At 65.3% G+C, this 13,618-nt stretch carries 15 protein-coding genes; 7 read left to right on the top strand and 8 right to left on the bottom strand.

Annotated features, from left to right (window positions below; translation table 11 throughout):
* The first annotated feature begins 103 nt into the window (after positions 1-103).
* From F4U95_RS07220 to F4U95_RS07240, 5 genes are all read left to right on the top strand, one after another.
* Positions 104-1,345, top strand: a complete 1,242-nt coding sequence (locus F4U95_RS07220) for an SAM-dependent methyltransferase (RefSeq protein ID WP_150425149.1) — start codon at positions 104-106, stop codon at positions 1,343-1,345.
* A 148-nt stretch (positions 1,346-1,493) separates the two neighbouring features.
* Positions 1,494-1,796 (top strand): hypothetical protein, encoded by a 303-nt coding sequence (locus F4U95_RS07225; protein ID WP_150425150.1) that lies wholly within the window; start codon positions 1,494-1,496, stop codon positions 1,794-1,796.
* A 206-nt stretch (positions 1,797-2,002) separates the two neighbouring features.
* On the top strand, positions 2,003-2,425 hold the full coding sequence (locus F4U95_RS07230; protein ID WP_120251581.1) for a DUF350 domain-containing protein: 423 nt from the start codon (positions 2,003-2,005) through the stop codon (positions 2,423-2,425).
* A 4-nt stretch (positions 2,426-2,429) separates the two neighbouring features.
* On the top strand, positions 2,430-3,266 hold the full coding sequence (locus F4U95_RS07235) for a S1 family peptidase (RefSeq protein ID WP_150425151.1): 837 nt from the start codon (positions 2,430-2,432) through the stop codon (positions 3,264-3,266).
* Between the two features lie 53 nt (positions 3,267-3,319).
* Positions 3,320-3,595 (top strand): DUF3297 family protein, encoded by a 276-nt coding sequence (locus F4U95_RS07240; RefSeq protein ID WP_120251583.1) that lies wholly within the window; start codon positions 3,320-3,322, stop codon positions 3,593-3,595.
* A 39-nt stretch (positions 3,596-3,634) separates the two neighbouring features.
* On the opposite strand, the gene F4U95_RS07245 is transcribed toward F4U95_RS07240, so the two are convergent.
* The 4 genes from F4U95_RS07245 to F4U95_RS07260 form a co-directional block, all read right to left on the bottom strand.
* A complete protein-coding gene (locus F4U95_RS07245) occupies positions 3,635-4,420 on the bottom strand; it encodes a CHAP domain-containing protein (RefSeq protein ID WP_150425152.1) in 786 nt (261 codons plus the stop codon).
* Positions 4,421-4,611: 191 nt separating this feature from the next.
* The gene (locus F4U95_RS07250; RefSeq protein ID WP_150425153.1) at positions 4,612-5,142 is read right to left on the bottom strand and encodes a CHAP domain-containing protein; all 531 of its coding nucleotides are present in this window, start codon (positions 5,140-5,142) and stop codon (positions 4,612-4,614) included.
* A 108-nt stretch (positions 5,143-5,250) separates the two neighbouring features.
* Positions 5,251-6,321: a DNA replication/repair protein RecF gene (gene recF, locus F4U95_RS07255; protein WP_120251586.1), complete on the bottom strand. Its 1,071-nt coding sequence runs from the start codon at positions 6,319-6,321 to the stop codon at positions 5,251-5,253.
* Between the two features lie 600 nt (positions 6,322-6,921).
* Complete coding sequence (locus tag F4U95_RS07260; RefSeq protein WP_150425154.1) at positions 6,922-7,425, bottom strand: hypothetical protein; 504 nt, start codon at positions 7,423-7,425, stop codon at positions 6,922-6,924.
* 111 nt (positions 7,426-7,536) lie between these two features.
* Between F4U95_RS07260 and F4U95_RS07265 the strand changes: the two genes are divergently transcribed.
* Both F4U95_RS07265 and F4U95_RS07270 read left to right on the top strand, forming a co-directional pair.
* Positions 7,537-7,947 (top strand): VOC family protein, encoded by a 411-nt coding sequence (locus F4U95_RS07265; RefSeq protein ID WP_150425155.1) that lies wholly within the window; start codon positions 7,537-7,539, stop codon positions 7,945-7,947.
* The gene (locus F4U95_RS07270; protein ID WP_120251589.1) at positions 7,944-8,474 is read left to right on the top strand and encodes a peroxiredoxin; all 531 of its coding nucleotides are present in this window, start codon (positions 7,944-7,946) and stop codon (positions 8,472-8,474) included. The genes F4U95_RS07265 and F4U95_RS07270 overlap by 4 nt, the downstream gene beginning before the upstream one ends.
* Position 8,475: 1 nt before the next feature.
* Here the strand turns inward: F4U95_RS07270 and F4U95_RS07275 are convergent, their stop codons facing one another.
* The 4 genes from F4U95_RS07275 to F4U95_RS07290 all read right to left on the bottom strand — a co-directional run bounded on the left by F4U95_RS07275 (position 8,476) and on the right by F4U95_RS07290 (position 13,611).
* The gene (locus F4U95_RS07275; protein WP_150425156.1) at positions 8,476-9,369 is read right to left on the bottom strand and encodes a dienelactone hydrolase family protein; all 894 of its coding nucleotides are present in this window, start codon (positions 9,367-9,369) and stop codon (positions 8,476-8,478) included.
* A gap of 124 nt (positions 9,370-9,493) precedes the next feature.
* Positions 9,494-9,919 (bottom strand): response regulator, encoded by a 426-nt coding sequence (locus F4U95_RS07280; protein ID WP_232015773.1) that lies wholly within the window; start codon positions 9,917-9,919, stop codon positions 9,494-9,496.
* 72 nt (positions 9,920-9,991) lie between these two features.
* Positions 9,992-12,778, bottom strand: coding sequence for a TonB-dependent receptor (locus tag F4U95_RS07285; protein WP_249042148.1), 2,787 nt, complete (start codon positions 12,776-12,778; stop codon positions 9,992-9,994).
* 164 nt (positions 12,779-12,942) lie between these two features.
* Positions 12,943-13,611: a 2OG-Fe(II) oxygenase gene (locus F4U95_RS07290; protein ID WP_150425158.1), complete on the bottom strand. Its 669-nt coding sequence runs from the start codon at positions 13,609-13,611 to the stop codon at positions 12,943-12,945.
* Between the last annotated feature and the right edge of the window lie 7 nt (positions 13,612-13,618).

Below are 13,618 nucleotides of genomic sequence, written 5' to 3' on the forward strand. Positions count from 1 at the left end.
GCGTCCAATCGGCGAGGGTAGGGGTGATTTTGGGAAGACCATGCCGATCGCGACTGATATGCCGGCATTTGACGCCCGCGTAACGACATGACAGGGTAGCGACATGAAACTGTTTGAACTGGTTCTCAAGCGGCTCGTCACGCGCGGCCGCGTGACCGTCCATTACGCCAACGGCAAGACGATCACGGTCGGTCAGGCCGATCCCGAATTTCCCGATCTGGCGCTGCGGTTCAAGGATGGCCGGGTGCCCTTCGACATCGTGAAAGACCCGCGTCTGGGCATGGCCGAAGCGTGGATCGACGGCCGTGTCGGCATAGAGGGCGGCGGCATCATGGAATTCATCTCCATGATTCGCGCCAACAATCCCTGGGAGCAGGGCAAGTCGATCGAATCGAAGAGCCTGCTAAAGCGCGGCATCGGCGAAGTGCGTCAGAAACTATGGCGCGCCAACCACCGCGCCCGGTCGAAGGCGAATGTCGCCCATCATTACGACCTGTCCGGCGCGCTCTACGCCCTCTTCCTGGACCGCGACCGCCAATATAGCTGCGCTTATTATCCCGATGTGGATAATGAGGCCGGCATCGGTCTGGAGCAGGCGCAGGAGGACAAGAAGGCGCATATCGCCGCCAAGCTGCACCTGAAGCCGGGCATGAAGGTGCTGGACATCGGCTGCGGCTGGGGCGGGATGGCGTTGTACCTGCACCGCACCTGCGGCGTGGACGTGACCGGCATCACCCTGTCGGAGGAACAGTTGAAGGTCGCACGGCAACGCGCGATCGACGCCGGGGTCGCCGACCATGTCCGCTTCGAACTGATCGACTATCGCGACATGACCGGGCCGTTCGACCGGATCGTGTCGGTCGGCATGTTCGAACATGTCGGCACACCCGATTATCGCACCTTCTTCGACAAATGCCGCCAGTTGCTGACGCCCGACGGCGTGATGCTGGTCCACACGATCGGGCGCATGGGTGGGCCGGGCACCACCGACGCCTTCACCACCAAATATATCTTCCCGGGCGGCTACATCCCGGCCCTGTCGGAAATGGTAGCGGGCAGTGAGGGCACGCGGCTCATGGTGACGGACGTGGAGGTGTTGCGCGTCCATTACGGCCTGACGCTGCGGGAATGGTATAAGCGCACCATGGCGCACAAGGCCGATATCGTGGCGCTTTATGACGAGCGTTTCTTCCGCCTCTGGACCTTCTATCTGGCGGGCGCGGCGACCGTGTTCGAACATGGCGGCATGGTCAATTTCCAGGTCCAATATGCCCGCGACCGCCGCGCTTTGCCCATCACCCGCGACTATATGCAGGAAGCGGAAGCCGCATTGCGCGGCCGCTGAAAACGGCTGGGCGTAACGGAATATCATTCCGTCGTTCCAGGCTGAACCGTCGCTGACAGAGCCATTCGCTGACGGTTCAGTCGGACGAGTCCATTCTCGCCCTCATGCTCCCACCCCCTCACGGGCGGGAACTATGAGGAGATGAGAGATGAAACTGTTTTGGAAGGGCGTGGCGGTGCTGGGCCTTGCCATGGCTGGGGTGGGCGCCACGGCCGTCCCGGCGCAGGCACAACATTATGGCGGGAATGGCTGGCGCGGCGATCGCGACCGCCATTGGGACCGTGGCGACCGCCGGCGCTGGGACAATGGACGCCGCTGGGACGACCGTCGCAACTGGCGCGGCCATCGCGGCGACTGGAGAGGCAATCGCGGTTACCGCACCCGCTGCTGGAACGAATGGCGCTACGACCGGTATCGCGACCGCCGGGTGCGCGTGCGCATCTGTCGCTGATATCAACAAGTCATGATGTGAATCCATCACTCTGCGTTCCCCGGCGCAGGCCGGGGTCCAGTTCAACGGTTCCAACTGGACTCCGGCCTGCGCCGGTGGAACGCTCGATATGAACACGCCTCATGGCGTCCCGTTATCGCGCCTTTATTTCCAATCGCAGCCCGCCCCGATTGAACCTTGGGGTGGGTTGCGGCATTTCTGACGGCATGACCGATCCCATGCCCGTTATCCAAAGCCTCTTATCGGGCCTCCCCATCCTCCTGCTGCATCTGGGCAGCGCCACGCTCGTCTGGCTGGCGGCGCTTGCCCTCTATCTGTGGATCACCCCGCATGACGAATTTGCGCTGATCCGTGGCGGCAATGAAGCTGCCGCCATCTCGCTCGGCGGCGCGGCAATCGGCCTGGCCGTACCGCTCGGCTTCTGCCTCGCCGGATCGGTCAATGTCTGGGACATCGTGATCTGGGGCAGCGTCACTTTGGTGCTGCAACTCGTCGCCTTCCGCTTGGTCGATTTCCTGCTCGGCACGCTGTCGGCCCGGATCGAGGCGAATGAGCGGTCGGCCGCGATCTTCCTGGCCATGATGAAGGCGGCGATCGCCTGCCTCACCGCTGCGGCGGTGGCGGGCTGATCCGATGGCGGGTGGCAAGGGTTGCGGTTGCCTGCCCTTCGCGCTGGGCGCGTTGCTGCTGGTCGCCTGGTTCGGGCAGGACGTCCGCGTGCCCCCGCTGGAGGTGGAGCAATATGACCCCCGCTCCCCGCGTCGGCCCATGCCCGGCTGGGGCGACGAGCAGTTCGTGATCGAGGACAGCCCCGATGGCCCGGCCGATTCGATGGGCACCGCCTTCGCCGTCGATCGCGACGGCGCCTGGCTGACGGCGCAGCATGTCACCCATGACTGTACGCGCGTGGGGCTGGAGGATGGCCGCTTCGCCCGGCCGGTGTCGCGCGTGCTGGAAAGCCGGGAGGCGGACGCGGCGCTGGTCCGCGACGGCCTGCCCAGTAGCAGCGCGCTGCCGCTATCGAACCGCGCGCCGCAACCGGGCACGCCGGGCTATCATATGGGCTTTCCCGCCGGCAAACCGACGCTGGTTCTGTCCGAACTGATCGGGGAGGCGAGCGCCCGGCGCGGTCGCAGCGACCTCACCCAACCGGTGCTGGCCTGGGCCGAAAAGGGGCGCATCCCCACCGGCGACGGCACCCTGTCGGGCATCAGCGGCGGCCCGGTCTTTGCCGAAGATGGCCGCGTCGTGGGTGTCAACAGCGCGTCCGCCGACCGGCGCGGCCGCATCCTGACCACCGCGCCCGACGCCGTCGCCCGGCTGACGCGGGCCAGCGGCGCGGTGGACGACCGGCCGGTCGCCTATCCCTTCGCCGGCAGCGCCGACGCGGAAAGCCGCTTTGCCGCCTGGCTGGACGAAGGGGTGATCCGGCGCATCTATTGCGATGTGGACGAAAAGCGCGGCGGTTGACGCAATAGTGGCTCAGACGCTAGGCGCAGCACAGCTTTTCAAGGAATCTCATCATGAGCGACACGCCTCCCGACCATCTCTCCACCAATCCCAAAAGCCCCCATTTCGACATGGAAGTGCTTCAGCGCGGCATCGGCATCCGCTTCAAGGGCCGTGAGCGCAAGGATGTGGAGGAATATAATATTTCCGAAGGCTGGATCCGCGTCGCCGCCGGCAAGAGCCGCGACCGTTACGGCAATCCGCTGACGATCAAGCTGACCGGTGAGGTCGAAGCCTGGTTCGAAAACCCGGCCGAGGGCAGCGAAGACAAGCCCGCCGACGCGGAGTGACAGGAAAAAGGGCGCCGGCGACGGCGCCCTTTTCGTTTGTCAGTTCATCGCCGTTTCGCGCCGCACATCGGCGATGATGGCGCTCAGCGTACGCTGCGACGGCGCGGCATCGGCATATTCGACGATGAAGGGATCGGCCTCCAGATGCGGCGCGCGCTCCCGCGACGCCTTTGCCGGCTTGGCCGCCTTGACGGGCATGGGCGCCGCTGCCGCCATCCGCGTGGGGCTGGTCAGTACGGCTCTGGCCGGCGTCGGCGCCGCCTGCGGCTGGCGCATCACAGCCGGCAATGCCCGCTCGTCCCACATATCCGAATCGACCTTGGCAAAGCGCACGCTGCTGCCCAACGTCGCGTCCGGCGTGAAGTCATGCAGCCTGGCCTTGGCCGGGTAAATGAAGCCATAGGTCGGGTTGGTCCGCGCGCCCATCTGGCCCGTCGGGCTGTGCCACACGCGCACCTGACTCCAATCGCCGTCGGCCGACACGTCGATCGCCAGCACATCTTCCTCGATGGCGCCGGGCACCGACCAATTGGCATGGCGGATCAGCACGCGGCGATCATCCAATATCCTGCTGACGACCGCGACATGGCCCAGCGTCATCGGCCCATTGGGTCGGAACGCCAGCACTGCACCCTTTTTGGGCTTGCTGCCGCGCTTATATTGTCCATCCGCCTGATCCCACCAGGTCAGCGCATCGCCCCTGATCGCTACGCCCGACACGATCCGGGCATAGGGTACACATTGCAGCACCGCAGAACCCCATGAGGGCGCAGTTGCCAGTCCGGACAGCAGCAGGGCTGCGGTCCAGCGCATCGCTCGAAACATCTATGCGATCCCGAAACTTTAGAATCGCCCCACCGGGATCGACCCTAGAACCGGCTTCCTTTGGAAAGGGTTAAGCGTAGAGCATTCTGAAGTCGGCTGGCACAGCCGACGTCTCGCAGAATGCGGAAAACGAAAAAGTCAGGGATGAGGGTCGAACAGCGTCCGACCCGAAAATAATCTGGGGAGGAGTGTCAGAAAGCCGAGCGGACGGCGGCGCCGCCGGTCGTGTCGGCCGAAGCGATCTGCACCGGCTGGTCGATGCCCTTGGGCGCGCTGGCGTAGATGAAGCCGCGGGCGGCGTTGGAGCGCAGGCCCAGATTGCCGATCGGGCCGTACCATACGCGCACGTCGGACCAGTCATTGTTGGCCGATACGTCGATGGCGCGGACATTGCGCTCAATGCCACCACGATAGGACCAGTTGGCGTGGGTCAGAAGCACTTCGCGGTCGTTGACGACCTTGCTGACCATGGCGACATGGCCGACCGGCATGGAGCGGCTGGCCGAGAACGCCAGGACGGCACCGACGCGGGGTTCATGGCCACGGTCGTAACGACCTTCGGCCTGACCCCACCAGGTGTTGGCATTGCCGTGGATGTCGATACCGGAAACCTGCCGGGCAAAGGGTGCGCATTGCAGCGTGCCGGCGGTGGCGGGAACAGTGAAGAGAGTCGAAAGCGCAAGAACAGATGCCGCGAAAACCGCGCGAAAACCAGCGAACATGCGATTGCGACCCCGACTTGTTTTTAAGGCTTGAACCCCGATGCCGGTCTTAGGCCAGACGCCTGACGAACCGACAAGCGACGGGCGACGAGTCGTTTCGTCGATGCGTTATGCTGCGGAACGAAAAACATGGCCGGCCGTTACAGTCAGCCGGGTTGCATCAGGTAATTCACTGAAAAGACTGGATTCGGTGCCCGTCATCCACACCTGACCCCCACTTTCCTGCAAACGTTGGAAGAGTGCGGCGCGGCGCAGCGGGTCGAGATGCGCGGCCACTTCGTCGAGCAGCAGGACGGGCGGCTGGCCCCGGTCGGCCGCCACCAGCGCGGCATGGGCCAGCAGGATCGACAGAAGCAACGCCTTCTGCTCGCCGGTGGAACAGAGTGCGGCGGCCTGACCTTTGGCGATATGGGTGACGGACAGGTCGTGGCGATGCGGCCCGCTCAACGTCCGCCCCGCCGCCGCATCGCGCCGCCGCTCGCGCGCCAGCCGCTGCGCCAAGGGTTCGTCGCTCGCTTCCTCCCCCTCGATCGCGATCAGCGGCCGGGCAAAGGGTTCGTCGGGCTGGTCGGCCAGCGCGTCGTTCAACCGCGCCACCAGATCCGCCCGCGCCGCCGCCAGCGCCGTGCCATGCTCGCCCATCTGGGCCTCCAGCGCGCTGAGCCAGGCGGGATCGGCCCGGCGGATGTCCGCCAGCAGCCGGTTGCGCGCGCGCATCGCCGCGTCATAGCGGGCGCTATGCGCGGCATGGCCGGGGTGCAGCGCCAGCGTCAGCCGATCCAGAAACCGCCGCCGCCCGCCCGGACTGTCCAGAAACAATCGGTCCATCGCCGGCGTCAGCCACACGATCGACAGATGATCGGCCAGCGCGTTGGCAGACGACGCCACGCCGCCGATCCGCACCTGCCGCCGGTCGGGACTGGCGGCGGTGACGCCGGTGCCCAGCATCGCCCCATCGACTTCTGCCGCGATGCCGAAACCGCCGCCGCCATCCTGCCGCGCCATGGCCGACAGCGCCGCACCGCGCAGCCCGCGCCCCGGCGCCAGCATCGACACCGCTTCCAGGATATTGGTCTTCCCCGCGCCATTATCGCCGGTCAGCAGGATGAAGGCATGATCGGGCAGGATCAGCGCATCCGCATGATTGCGGAAATCGCTCAAGGTCAAACGGCCGATCATCGCGCGGCTGTAGCCGGGCCGGGCGAGGGAGGGAAGGGTGGCGTTGGGGAAGGGGGCGGGGGCTGGCGTGATGGCTGCCGATACGCTGGCGGGAATGGGCGGGGAGCGGACGGTCCGGTTTCTTAGCCCTCTCCCGTTTTTCACGGGAGAGGGTTGGGTGAGGGTCTTTCTTCTTTCTGGCAGGAAGCCTTTCTTCAGGAAGAAGCAAGGCCCTCACCGACATCGACTAGGCAGCAAGCCGCCAAGTCTCCGTAGCCTCTCCCGTGAAAACGGGAGAGGGCAAGTGAAGCGTCCATTTCGGTCGCTACCAGCCACCTCTTACTACGCTTCCAATGTTGGATTTTCTCTGATCTATCCTCAGGAATGAAGCCCCAGCCCTCCAGCTGCCCACCCGTCACGCGCAGGCCCGAAGCACTGCCGCGTCGATGGCGCGCGCATGTGACCCTGGCGGTCGGCACCCCTGTAGGACGTGACGCGTCGCGAAAGCCTTGGGCGCGCATGGCGAAAGCCTTGGGAGCGCATCGCGAAAGCCTCGCGAGCGCTTGCCGCGCAAAAGCCGTGCAACGGTGTGAACTTCGCCCTCACCTCGAACGGTTCACCTCAACAGCGCTTGCGCGTCACCGCCGTCCCGTCATTCACCACCGTCAGCGCCTTGCCATCCTTCGACAAGGTCAGCGCCAGCGTACGGGTCCAGCTCTGGCCCTCACCGGTGAAGGCGGCCTCCACCGCCGCGCGGCCATCCGCGTCCTGGGTTACCTGCTTCACCGTGCCGACGCTTTCATGGAACAGCAGCTGGTCGGGCATAACCGTCAGTTCCAGCGCCGCCGTCTTGTCGCCGCAGCGTTCCGCCGCCCCGGCCCAGCGCCCCTGCATCGCGGTGGGAATCAGCCCGTCGGGCGCAGCGGCGGGCGGCGGCGCCTTTACGGCCGGCGTCGCCTCGACCGGCGTGATGCCGTTGGCGGGCGCGGCCTCCATATTGGGCAGCGTCTGGTCCAATATGTTGGTGACGACGCCGGGCTGGTCGTTCTGCTTGTCCGGCGCGGGGTTGCAGGCGGTGACGAGCAGCAGCGGCAGCATCAGCAAGGCAGAGGAAAATTTTCGCATAACGGAAAAACCGGCCAGTCCTCCACCAGTTCCCGGCGCCGCTTTCCGAAGCCCTTTCCGTGCCACGCCACCATGCTAGGCTCAGCCCCGACCATCAGGGGAGTCGATGCCATGCCGGTGCTGGGAATGGGCGGCCTGTTCTTTCGTGCGCGCGATCCCGATGCGCTGGCGGCCTGGTATCGCACGCATTTGAATGTCGGCGGCGGCTGCGTGGTCGATCCCGCCGACCCGCCCAATGAATGGATCTGGCAGCCGCAGGGCGGACCCATGGTCTTCGCCCCGTTCAAGGCGGACAGCGACTATTTCGCCGCCGACAAGGCCTTCATGCTGAATTTCCGCGTGTCCGATCTCGATTCCCTCTTGGCCCACTTGCGCTGCGCAGGCGTTGAGATCATCACCAAGCCCGAATGGGACGATCCCGTCCTCGGCCGCTTTGCCCGCATCCACGATCCGGAGGGCAATGCGATCGAATTATGGGAACAGCCCGACCATCGCCATCCGACCCAAGGAACCCCGTCATGAAGCGCCTGTCTCTTCTCCTCGCCGCTGCCGCCACGCTGATGTCCAGCAACGCCATGGCCGCCCTCGCCATCGGGACCAAGGCGCCCGATTTCACCACGCGCGGCGCGCAGGCGGGCAAGACCTTCACGCTGACCCTGTCGCATCAGCTCAAGCGCGGCCCTGTGGTCCTCTATTTCTTCCCCAAGGCGTTCACGCCGGGCTGCTCGGCCGAAGCGCGCGAATTTGCGGAGAATATCGACAAGTTCAAGGCGGCCGGCGCCACCGTCATCGGCATGTCGGCCGACCCGGTCGACGATCTCGTCGCTTTCTCGACCAAGGAATGTGCCGGCAAGTTCGCCGTCGCCTCGGCCGGGCCGGCGATCGTGACGGGCTATGACGTCGCCCTGAAGATGCGGCCGGGCATGACCGACCGCACCTCCTATGTCATCGCCCCCTCGGGCCGCGTCGCCTTCGTCCATAGCGAAATGAACTATGCCGAGCATGTGAAGAGCACGCTGGCCGCCGTTCAGGCGATGAAGGGGAAGTAAGCTACTTCTTCACATAGGTGCCGAACCAGCCAAGCGTCGCATCCCATGCGGCCTTGGCGGCGGCCTCGTTATAGCTGGGGCGATAATCGGCCATGAAGCCATGTTCGGCACCGGCATGGACGGTGATCGCGTCGGGCGGCGACTTGCCAGCCTTGGTCAGCGCCGCCCGCATCGCGTCCACGTCCGCGACCGGAATGCCCTTGTCCAGTGCGCCATATTGCCCCAGCACCGGCGCCTTGAGCTTGCCCACTTCCTCGATCGCGCTCAATGGCTGCAACGCCGTCTTGTCGCTCACCAGCCGGCCATAATAAGCCACCCCGGCATTCAGCTTGGCACTATGGGCGGCATAGAGCCACACGATCCGACCGCCCCAGCAAAAGCCGGTGATACCGCGCTTCTTGCCATTGCCGCCATGGCTGCCGGCCCAGCCATAGACGGTGTCGATGTCGGCCAATACCTGGGCATCGGGTGCCTTGGACACGATGGTGCCCACCAACTGCTTGAAGTCCGCAATCTTGGTCGCGTCGCCATGGCGCGCGAACAGGTCCGGCGCGATGGCATAATAGCCAGCCTTGGCGAACCGGCGGCAGATATCGCGAATCCACTCATGGACGCCGAAAATCTCATGCACGACGACGATGACCGGCGCCGCTTTCCCACCAGCAGGCCGCGCAACGAAGGCGGGCAGGGCGAAACCGTCATCGGCGGTTATGGCGACCGTCTCTTCCGTCAGCCCGTCGCCCGGCGTCTGCACCGCGCTGCTGGCGACCGGGCGGCATGCGGCGGCAAAACCGGCCGCGAAAGCGCCACCGGCCAGCACATGGCGGCGTTGCAGGCCCGTGCTGCGTACCCAATTGCTGTCCTCGGACAGACGTTCATTGTCGTCGCTGGTCATCCGCTTGCTCCTCTTGCCTGGCTGATGGGCAGGCAGCTTAGGCAAGCGCGTGGCAAAGGAACAACAAAAAGGGGGAAGACGCAGATGCCCGCCTTCCCCCTTTTCGAAACAGGCCAAGCTTGGATCAGGCGGCGATCGCCACCGGTTCCGGCTCCGCCACGACCAGGCCACGACCCAGATCGCGGATCAGGCCGATGAAGCGGGTCGCTTCCCGCACGATCATCGCCTTGTTGAAACAGGCCGCCGCGCCCCGGTCCATCGCCTCGGCGACGATCGGCGCGCCGTCCCGCATCAGGCTGGAAAGCATGATCACCGGGCACGGCTCCATGTCCATGATCTCGTCCAGTATCATGAGGCCATCCTTGCCCGGCATGGCGATATCCAGCGTCACGACATCGGGCTTCTCCAGCCGGATCATGTCGATCGCTTCCTCGCCATTGCGAGCGATGCCGACCACTTCGATGCGGCGGTCGCGTTCCAGCAACGTCTCGATCATCGCACGGATGGTCAGCGAATCATCGACCACCACTATTCTGACAGGCTTCATCATCTCGGTTCCCCAACCATTATGGACATCATAACGGCCGGGGAACGAGAAGCTTTAGCCGTGCCTAACGGACATTTAACTACGTGGGCGATTGGCCGCGAAATTGGGAAAGAACAGTTTGCGGAAGCTGATCGACACGGTGCGGCCCAGCGGGTCCAGATAGCCCGGCTGATATCGCAATGGGGTCGCTCCGGTCGCATCGGTGACTTCGCGCCGCTGGTTGAAGATATTGTCGATGTTGAACGATATGCGCGCGCCCCGCATGAAGGGGATCTTGCGCTCCAGCCCCTGTACCTGACCCAGATTGGCAAAGATGCGCAAGTTCGCGGTGGCCAGACTGCCGAAGTTCAGCCGCGACGACCCGCCCGCCGTACCCGTCAACGCGCCGTCCACATGGGTGCCGCTTCCCCAGTCGATGCCCAGCCGCGCGCCGATGCCGTTGTTCATGTAACCGATCCGCGCCTCCAGCTCATGCCGGGGCTGGCCGCCCGAAGAACCGGTGGCGTCGCCGTCCAGCAGGTTGAGTTGCGGTACGCCCGGCGCGATCTGGATGCTCTCGGTCAGATGCCAGGTATGATAGAGGCTGAAGGTCATCCGCCCGCCGCCCTGGCCATTGCCGCCGGGACCACGGAAGCCACCGGGGCCGCCAAAGCTGCCGCCACGCGGACCGTTGCCGCCGCCTGCACCTGCATTGCCGCCCTCGCCACGCGGCCGATCGCCACCGCCTTCGCCCGGCGGCGGACCGCCTTCTGCGCGGGGCTGGCGGTTGCCGAACAGCGCCTGCAATTCGGGCGGACGGTCTTCCGGCTTGCCACCGGACGCGCGCCAGGCTTCCACCAGCTTCTGGATATGCGATTTGATCGGGACCGACAGGTCCACGCCCCAGCGCAGCTGTTCGCTCTGCGACGACAGGAAATTGATCGGCCGCGCATCGACCTGCAACAAATTGCCATCGGCATCGCGCAGGAAGCGTTGCGGATAGGCCGCCTCCAGCGCCGGCGTTGGCGTCGGAAAAGCGGCGATCGGGTTGCGCGTGCGGCTGTTGAGGTAAGTGGCCGTCATCGTCAGGTTCGGCTTTTCGAACGGCTTGATCCGCGCGCTCAGGCGAAACTGGTCGCGCACGCTTTCCTTCAGCGCCGCATTGCCGCCCGACAATTGGGTGACGAACACCGTCTGGCCGGTCGCATAGTCGAAGACGGACACGTTGGGCGTGGAAATCAGCGGATCGGTGATGTTCGCCCCCGTCGGCGCAGCACGATCCTGATTGGCGGACGCCAATATCTGTACCGCATCCACCGGCTTCCAGCGCACGCCATAGCCCAGCGTCGAAAGTGTGCCGAAATCCGAATAATGTTGCGCGGCGGCGTTCAGGTTGACCGCTATATCGCCCACCGCGCCCAGCACGCCGCGCGACCGGCTGGTGATCGGCAGGTCCAGGCTGATCTGCCCGCTCCCGATTTCCCGGCTGTAATCATTGCCGCTTTCCACGCCGGACCGGACCGATCGGCTGGTAAAGCCATTGGCCGACGCACCGATGCTGATCGACGTGGTCACGCCGCCGGCGGGCAGATCGAACAAGGTGCCGCTGATCAACAGGTCGCCCTGCACCGCCTGGCTCTTGGCGCGGGCGCGGTCGGTCAGGCGCGTGGCGATCAGGTCCGGCGCGAAGCTGCCATAGGGATTGACGCTGGCGTCGCCGGCATCCAGCGCGGCCTGAATCGCGCCGGTGGACAGGCCGCGATCGGTGCGCGTCCGCGTGATCGACAGGTCGCCATTGCCGGTGAAGGACCATTGCCAGCCGCCGCCCAGCTGTCCGTTCAGGGTCAGCCCGATATGGCCGGTCGTGCCCTTGATCTGCTGTTGCAAGGCGCCGCCCTGCGCCAGATAACGATAGAGCGTCACATCGTTGGAGAAGGGCGAAAAGGCATTGCCGGCCGGCAGGTCGAACGCGGCGGACGACAGGCCCTGCAGCGTATCATTGTCCGACAGTTCCAGCCGCCCGTTCAAGGTCGCCGATATACCACCCAGCGCGCGGGCAAGCGTGGCGTTGGCCGAGAAACTCTCCGTCTCCGGGCTGAGCGTGCGGTATCGGGTCAGGTCGCTGACGCTGGTGACGTTGGCGCCCGCGACGAAATCGCTGAGCGAGGGCGCGCCCGACGCCGCGCTGCCCGGTACGCTGGCCACCGTGACGGTCTGGCCGGCCAGTGCCGACAGCGCCGAGTCGATTTCGCCGTTGGTGCCGGTGCCCACGATATTGCCGTTCAGCGCATAGGGGCGGCCCGGCGCGGTCGCGGTGATGCCGCGCTCGCTCTCCAGCAATTGCGCGGCGCGGCTATATTGCAGGTTCAGCGTGAAGCGATTGTCGCCCTGGATGCGCAGCAGGCCCGCTTCCACCTTGCCATTTTCGCGCCCGCCCTGAGTCGTCGTGCCGACGCGCCCCTCGGCCGTCTCCGCGCGGAAACGCTGGCGCAGGACGATGTTCACCACCTTCTGCGTCGGCGCATAGCCGTAGGACAGCGCGACCTGTTCGGGCAATATGTCCACCCGCGCCACCGCTTCGGACGGGATATCCTGAATTTCGGAAAAGCTGGAAATGCGCTTGCCATTCAGCAGGATGACCGGTGTGCCATTGGTCTGCGGCGCCAATTCGGTGATGAGTTCGGAAATGGAGGTGACGCCCAGCGCCCGCACGTCCGCGCCGGATAATTGCTGTTCGGGCTGGACATTGCCGATCACCGATCCGCGCTGCGGCTGGCCGGTGACCACGATCTCTTCGCCATCGTCCACCGGCGCGGTTTGCGCCGCTTGAACTGCCTTGGCTTCCTCCTGCGCCATCAGCGCGGACGGCGCGACCCCGGACATGAGCGCAACACTGATGATGGACGCGGAAAGACGCACGAAAACCCCCACAACATTCTTTGATCTGACCGCTGGACTAGCAGGCGCTTGTCGCAAAATTCTGGCAACAACCAGCGATATTTGTCGCAAGATGTAATCATGCCGGCTGAACGGGGGCTGGCCGGGCGTCAGGGCGCGTCGTGGAAAATGATGCCCAATGCGTGGCGCACGCCTGACAGAAGGCGGCTGACGCCATGGCGCATCTGCACGCGATACACGCCGCGCGCGCCCATGACCGGCCGGTCGCGCACCGGAAAGACGACGGCATCGCCCTGCATCAGCGGCACAACTTCTGCGCGCGACTGCATGCGCGGCCGCTGCTCGGTCAGGACGAAGGCGCCGCCGGAAAAGTCCTGCTCCGGCCGGGACAGCAGGATCGCGACCTGCAACGGGAAGATATGCGGGCCGTAGACATCCTGATGCAACGCATTCCAGTCGCCTGCCTCGTAACGCAGCATCAGCGGCGTCGCCTTGTCCTGCCCCGCCAATGCGCAGTGCGTCAGATAATCGGCGTGGCGCGCCGGATAGATGTCGCCCGTACCCAGCCTCTCCGCCCAGTCATTGGCGTGGCGTGCCAGTGCGGGATAGAGCCGCGCCCGCAGCATCGCGACCGGATCGGGCAGGGGGTAAGCGAAATAGCGATAGCGCCCGCTGCCAAAGCCGTGCCGCGCCATCACCACCTCCTTGCGGAAGACGGCGGGGTCTTCCCATAGCGCGATAAGGGCAGCGCATTGGTCGGGCGACAGCAAGGCGGGCAGGCGCACGGCGCCATGGCGGTCGAGATCGGTCAGGTCCATGGGGCCA

This window comes from Sphingobium limneticum (genome assembly GCF_008710165.1).
GTDB lineage: Bacteria > Pseudomonadota > Alphaproteobacteria > Sphingomonadales > Sphingomonadaceae > Sphingobium > Sphingobium limneticum.

Coding starts and splice junctions, on each gene's coding strand:
- F4U95_RS07220 (WP_150425149.1), top strand. CDS start 104: ATGAAACTGTTTGAACTGGTTCTCAAGCGGCTCGTCACGCGCGGCCGC.
- F4U95_RS07225 (WP_150425150.1), top strand. CDS start 1,494: ATGAAACTGTTTTGGAAGGGCGTGGCGGTGCTGGGCCTTGCCATGGCT.
- F4U95_RS07230 (WP_120251581.1), top strand. CDS start 2,003: ATGACCGATCCCATGCCCGTTATCCAAAGCCTCTTATCGGGCCTCCCC.
- F4U95_RS07235 (WP_150425151.1), top strand. CDS start 2,430: ATGGCGGGTGGCAAGGGTTGCGGTTGCCTGCCCTTCGCGCTGGGCGCG.
- F4U95_RS07240 (WP_120251583.1), top strand. CDS start 3,320: ATGAGCGACACGCCTCCCGACCATCTCTCCACCAATCCCAAAAGCCCC.
- F4U95_RS07245 (WP_150425152.1), bottom strand. CDS start 4,420: ATGTTTCGAGCGATGCGCTGGACCGCAGCCCTGCTGCTGTCCGGACTG.
- F4U95_RS07250 (WP_150425153.1), bottom strand. CDS start 5,142: ATGTTCGCTGGTTTTCGCGCGGTTTTCGCGGCATCTGTTCTTGCGCTT.
- recF (WP_120251586.1), bottom strand. CDS start 6,321: ATGATCGGCCGTTTGACCTTGAGCGATTTCCGCAATCATGCGGATGCG.
- F4U95_RS07260 (WP_150425154.1), bottom strand. CDS start 7,425: ATGCGAAAATTTTCCTCTGCCTTGCTGATGCTGCCGCTGCTGCTCGTC.
- F4U95_RS07265 (WP_150425155.1), top strand. CDS start 7,537: ATGCCGGTGCTGGGAATGGGCGGCCTGTTCTTTCGTGCGCGCGATCCC.
- F4U95_RS07270 (WP_120251589.1), top strand. CDS start 7,944: ATGAAGCGCCTGTCTCTTCTCCTCGCCGCTGCCGCCACGCTGATGTCC.
- F4U95_RS07275 (WP_150425156.1), bottom strand. CDS start 9,369: ATGACCAGCGACGACAATGAACGTCTGTCCGAGGACAGCAATTGGGTA.
- F4U95_RS07280 (WP_232015773.1), bottom strand. CDS start 9,919: ATGATGAAGCCTGTCAGAATAGTGGTGGTCGATGATTCGCTGACCATC.
- F4U95_RS07285 (WP_249042148.1), bottom strand. CDS start 12,778: ATGTCCGGGGTCGCGCCGTCCGCGCTGATGGCGCAGGAGGAAGCCAAG.
- F4U95_RS07290 (WP_150425158.1), bottom strand. CDS start 13,611: ATGGACCTGACCGATCTCGACCGCCATGGCGCCGTGCGCCTGCCCGCC.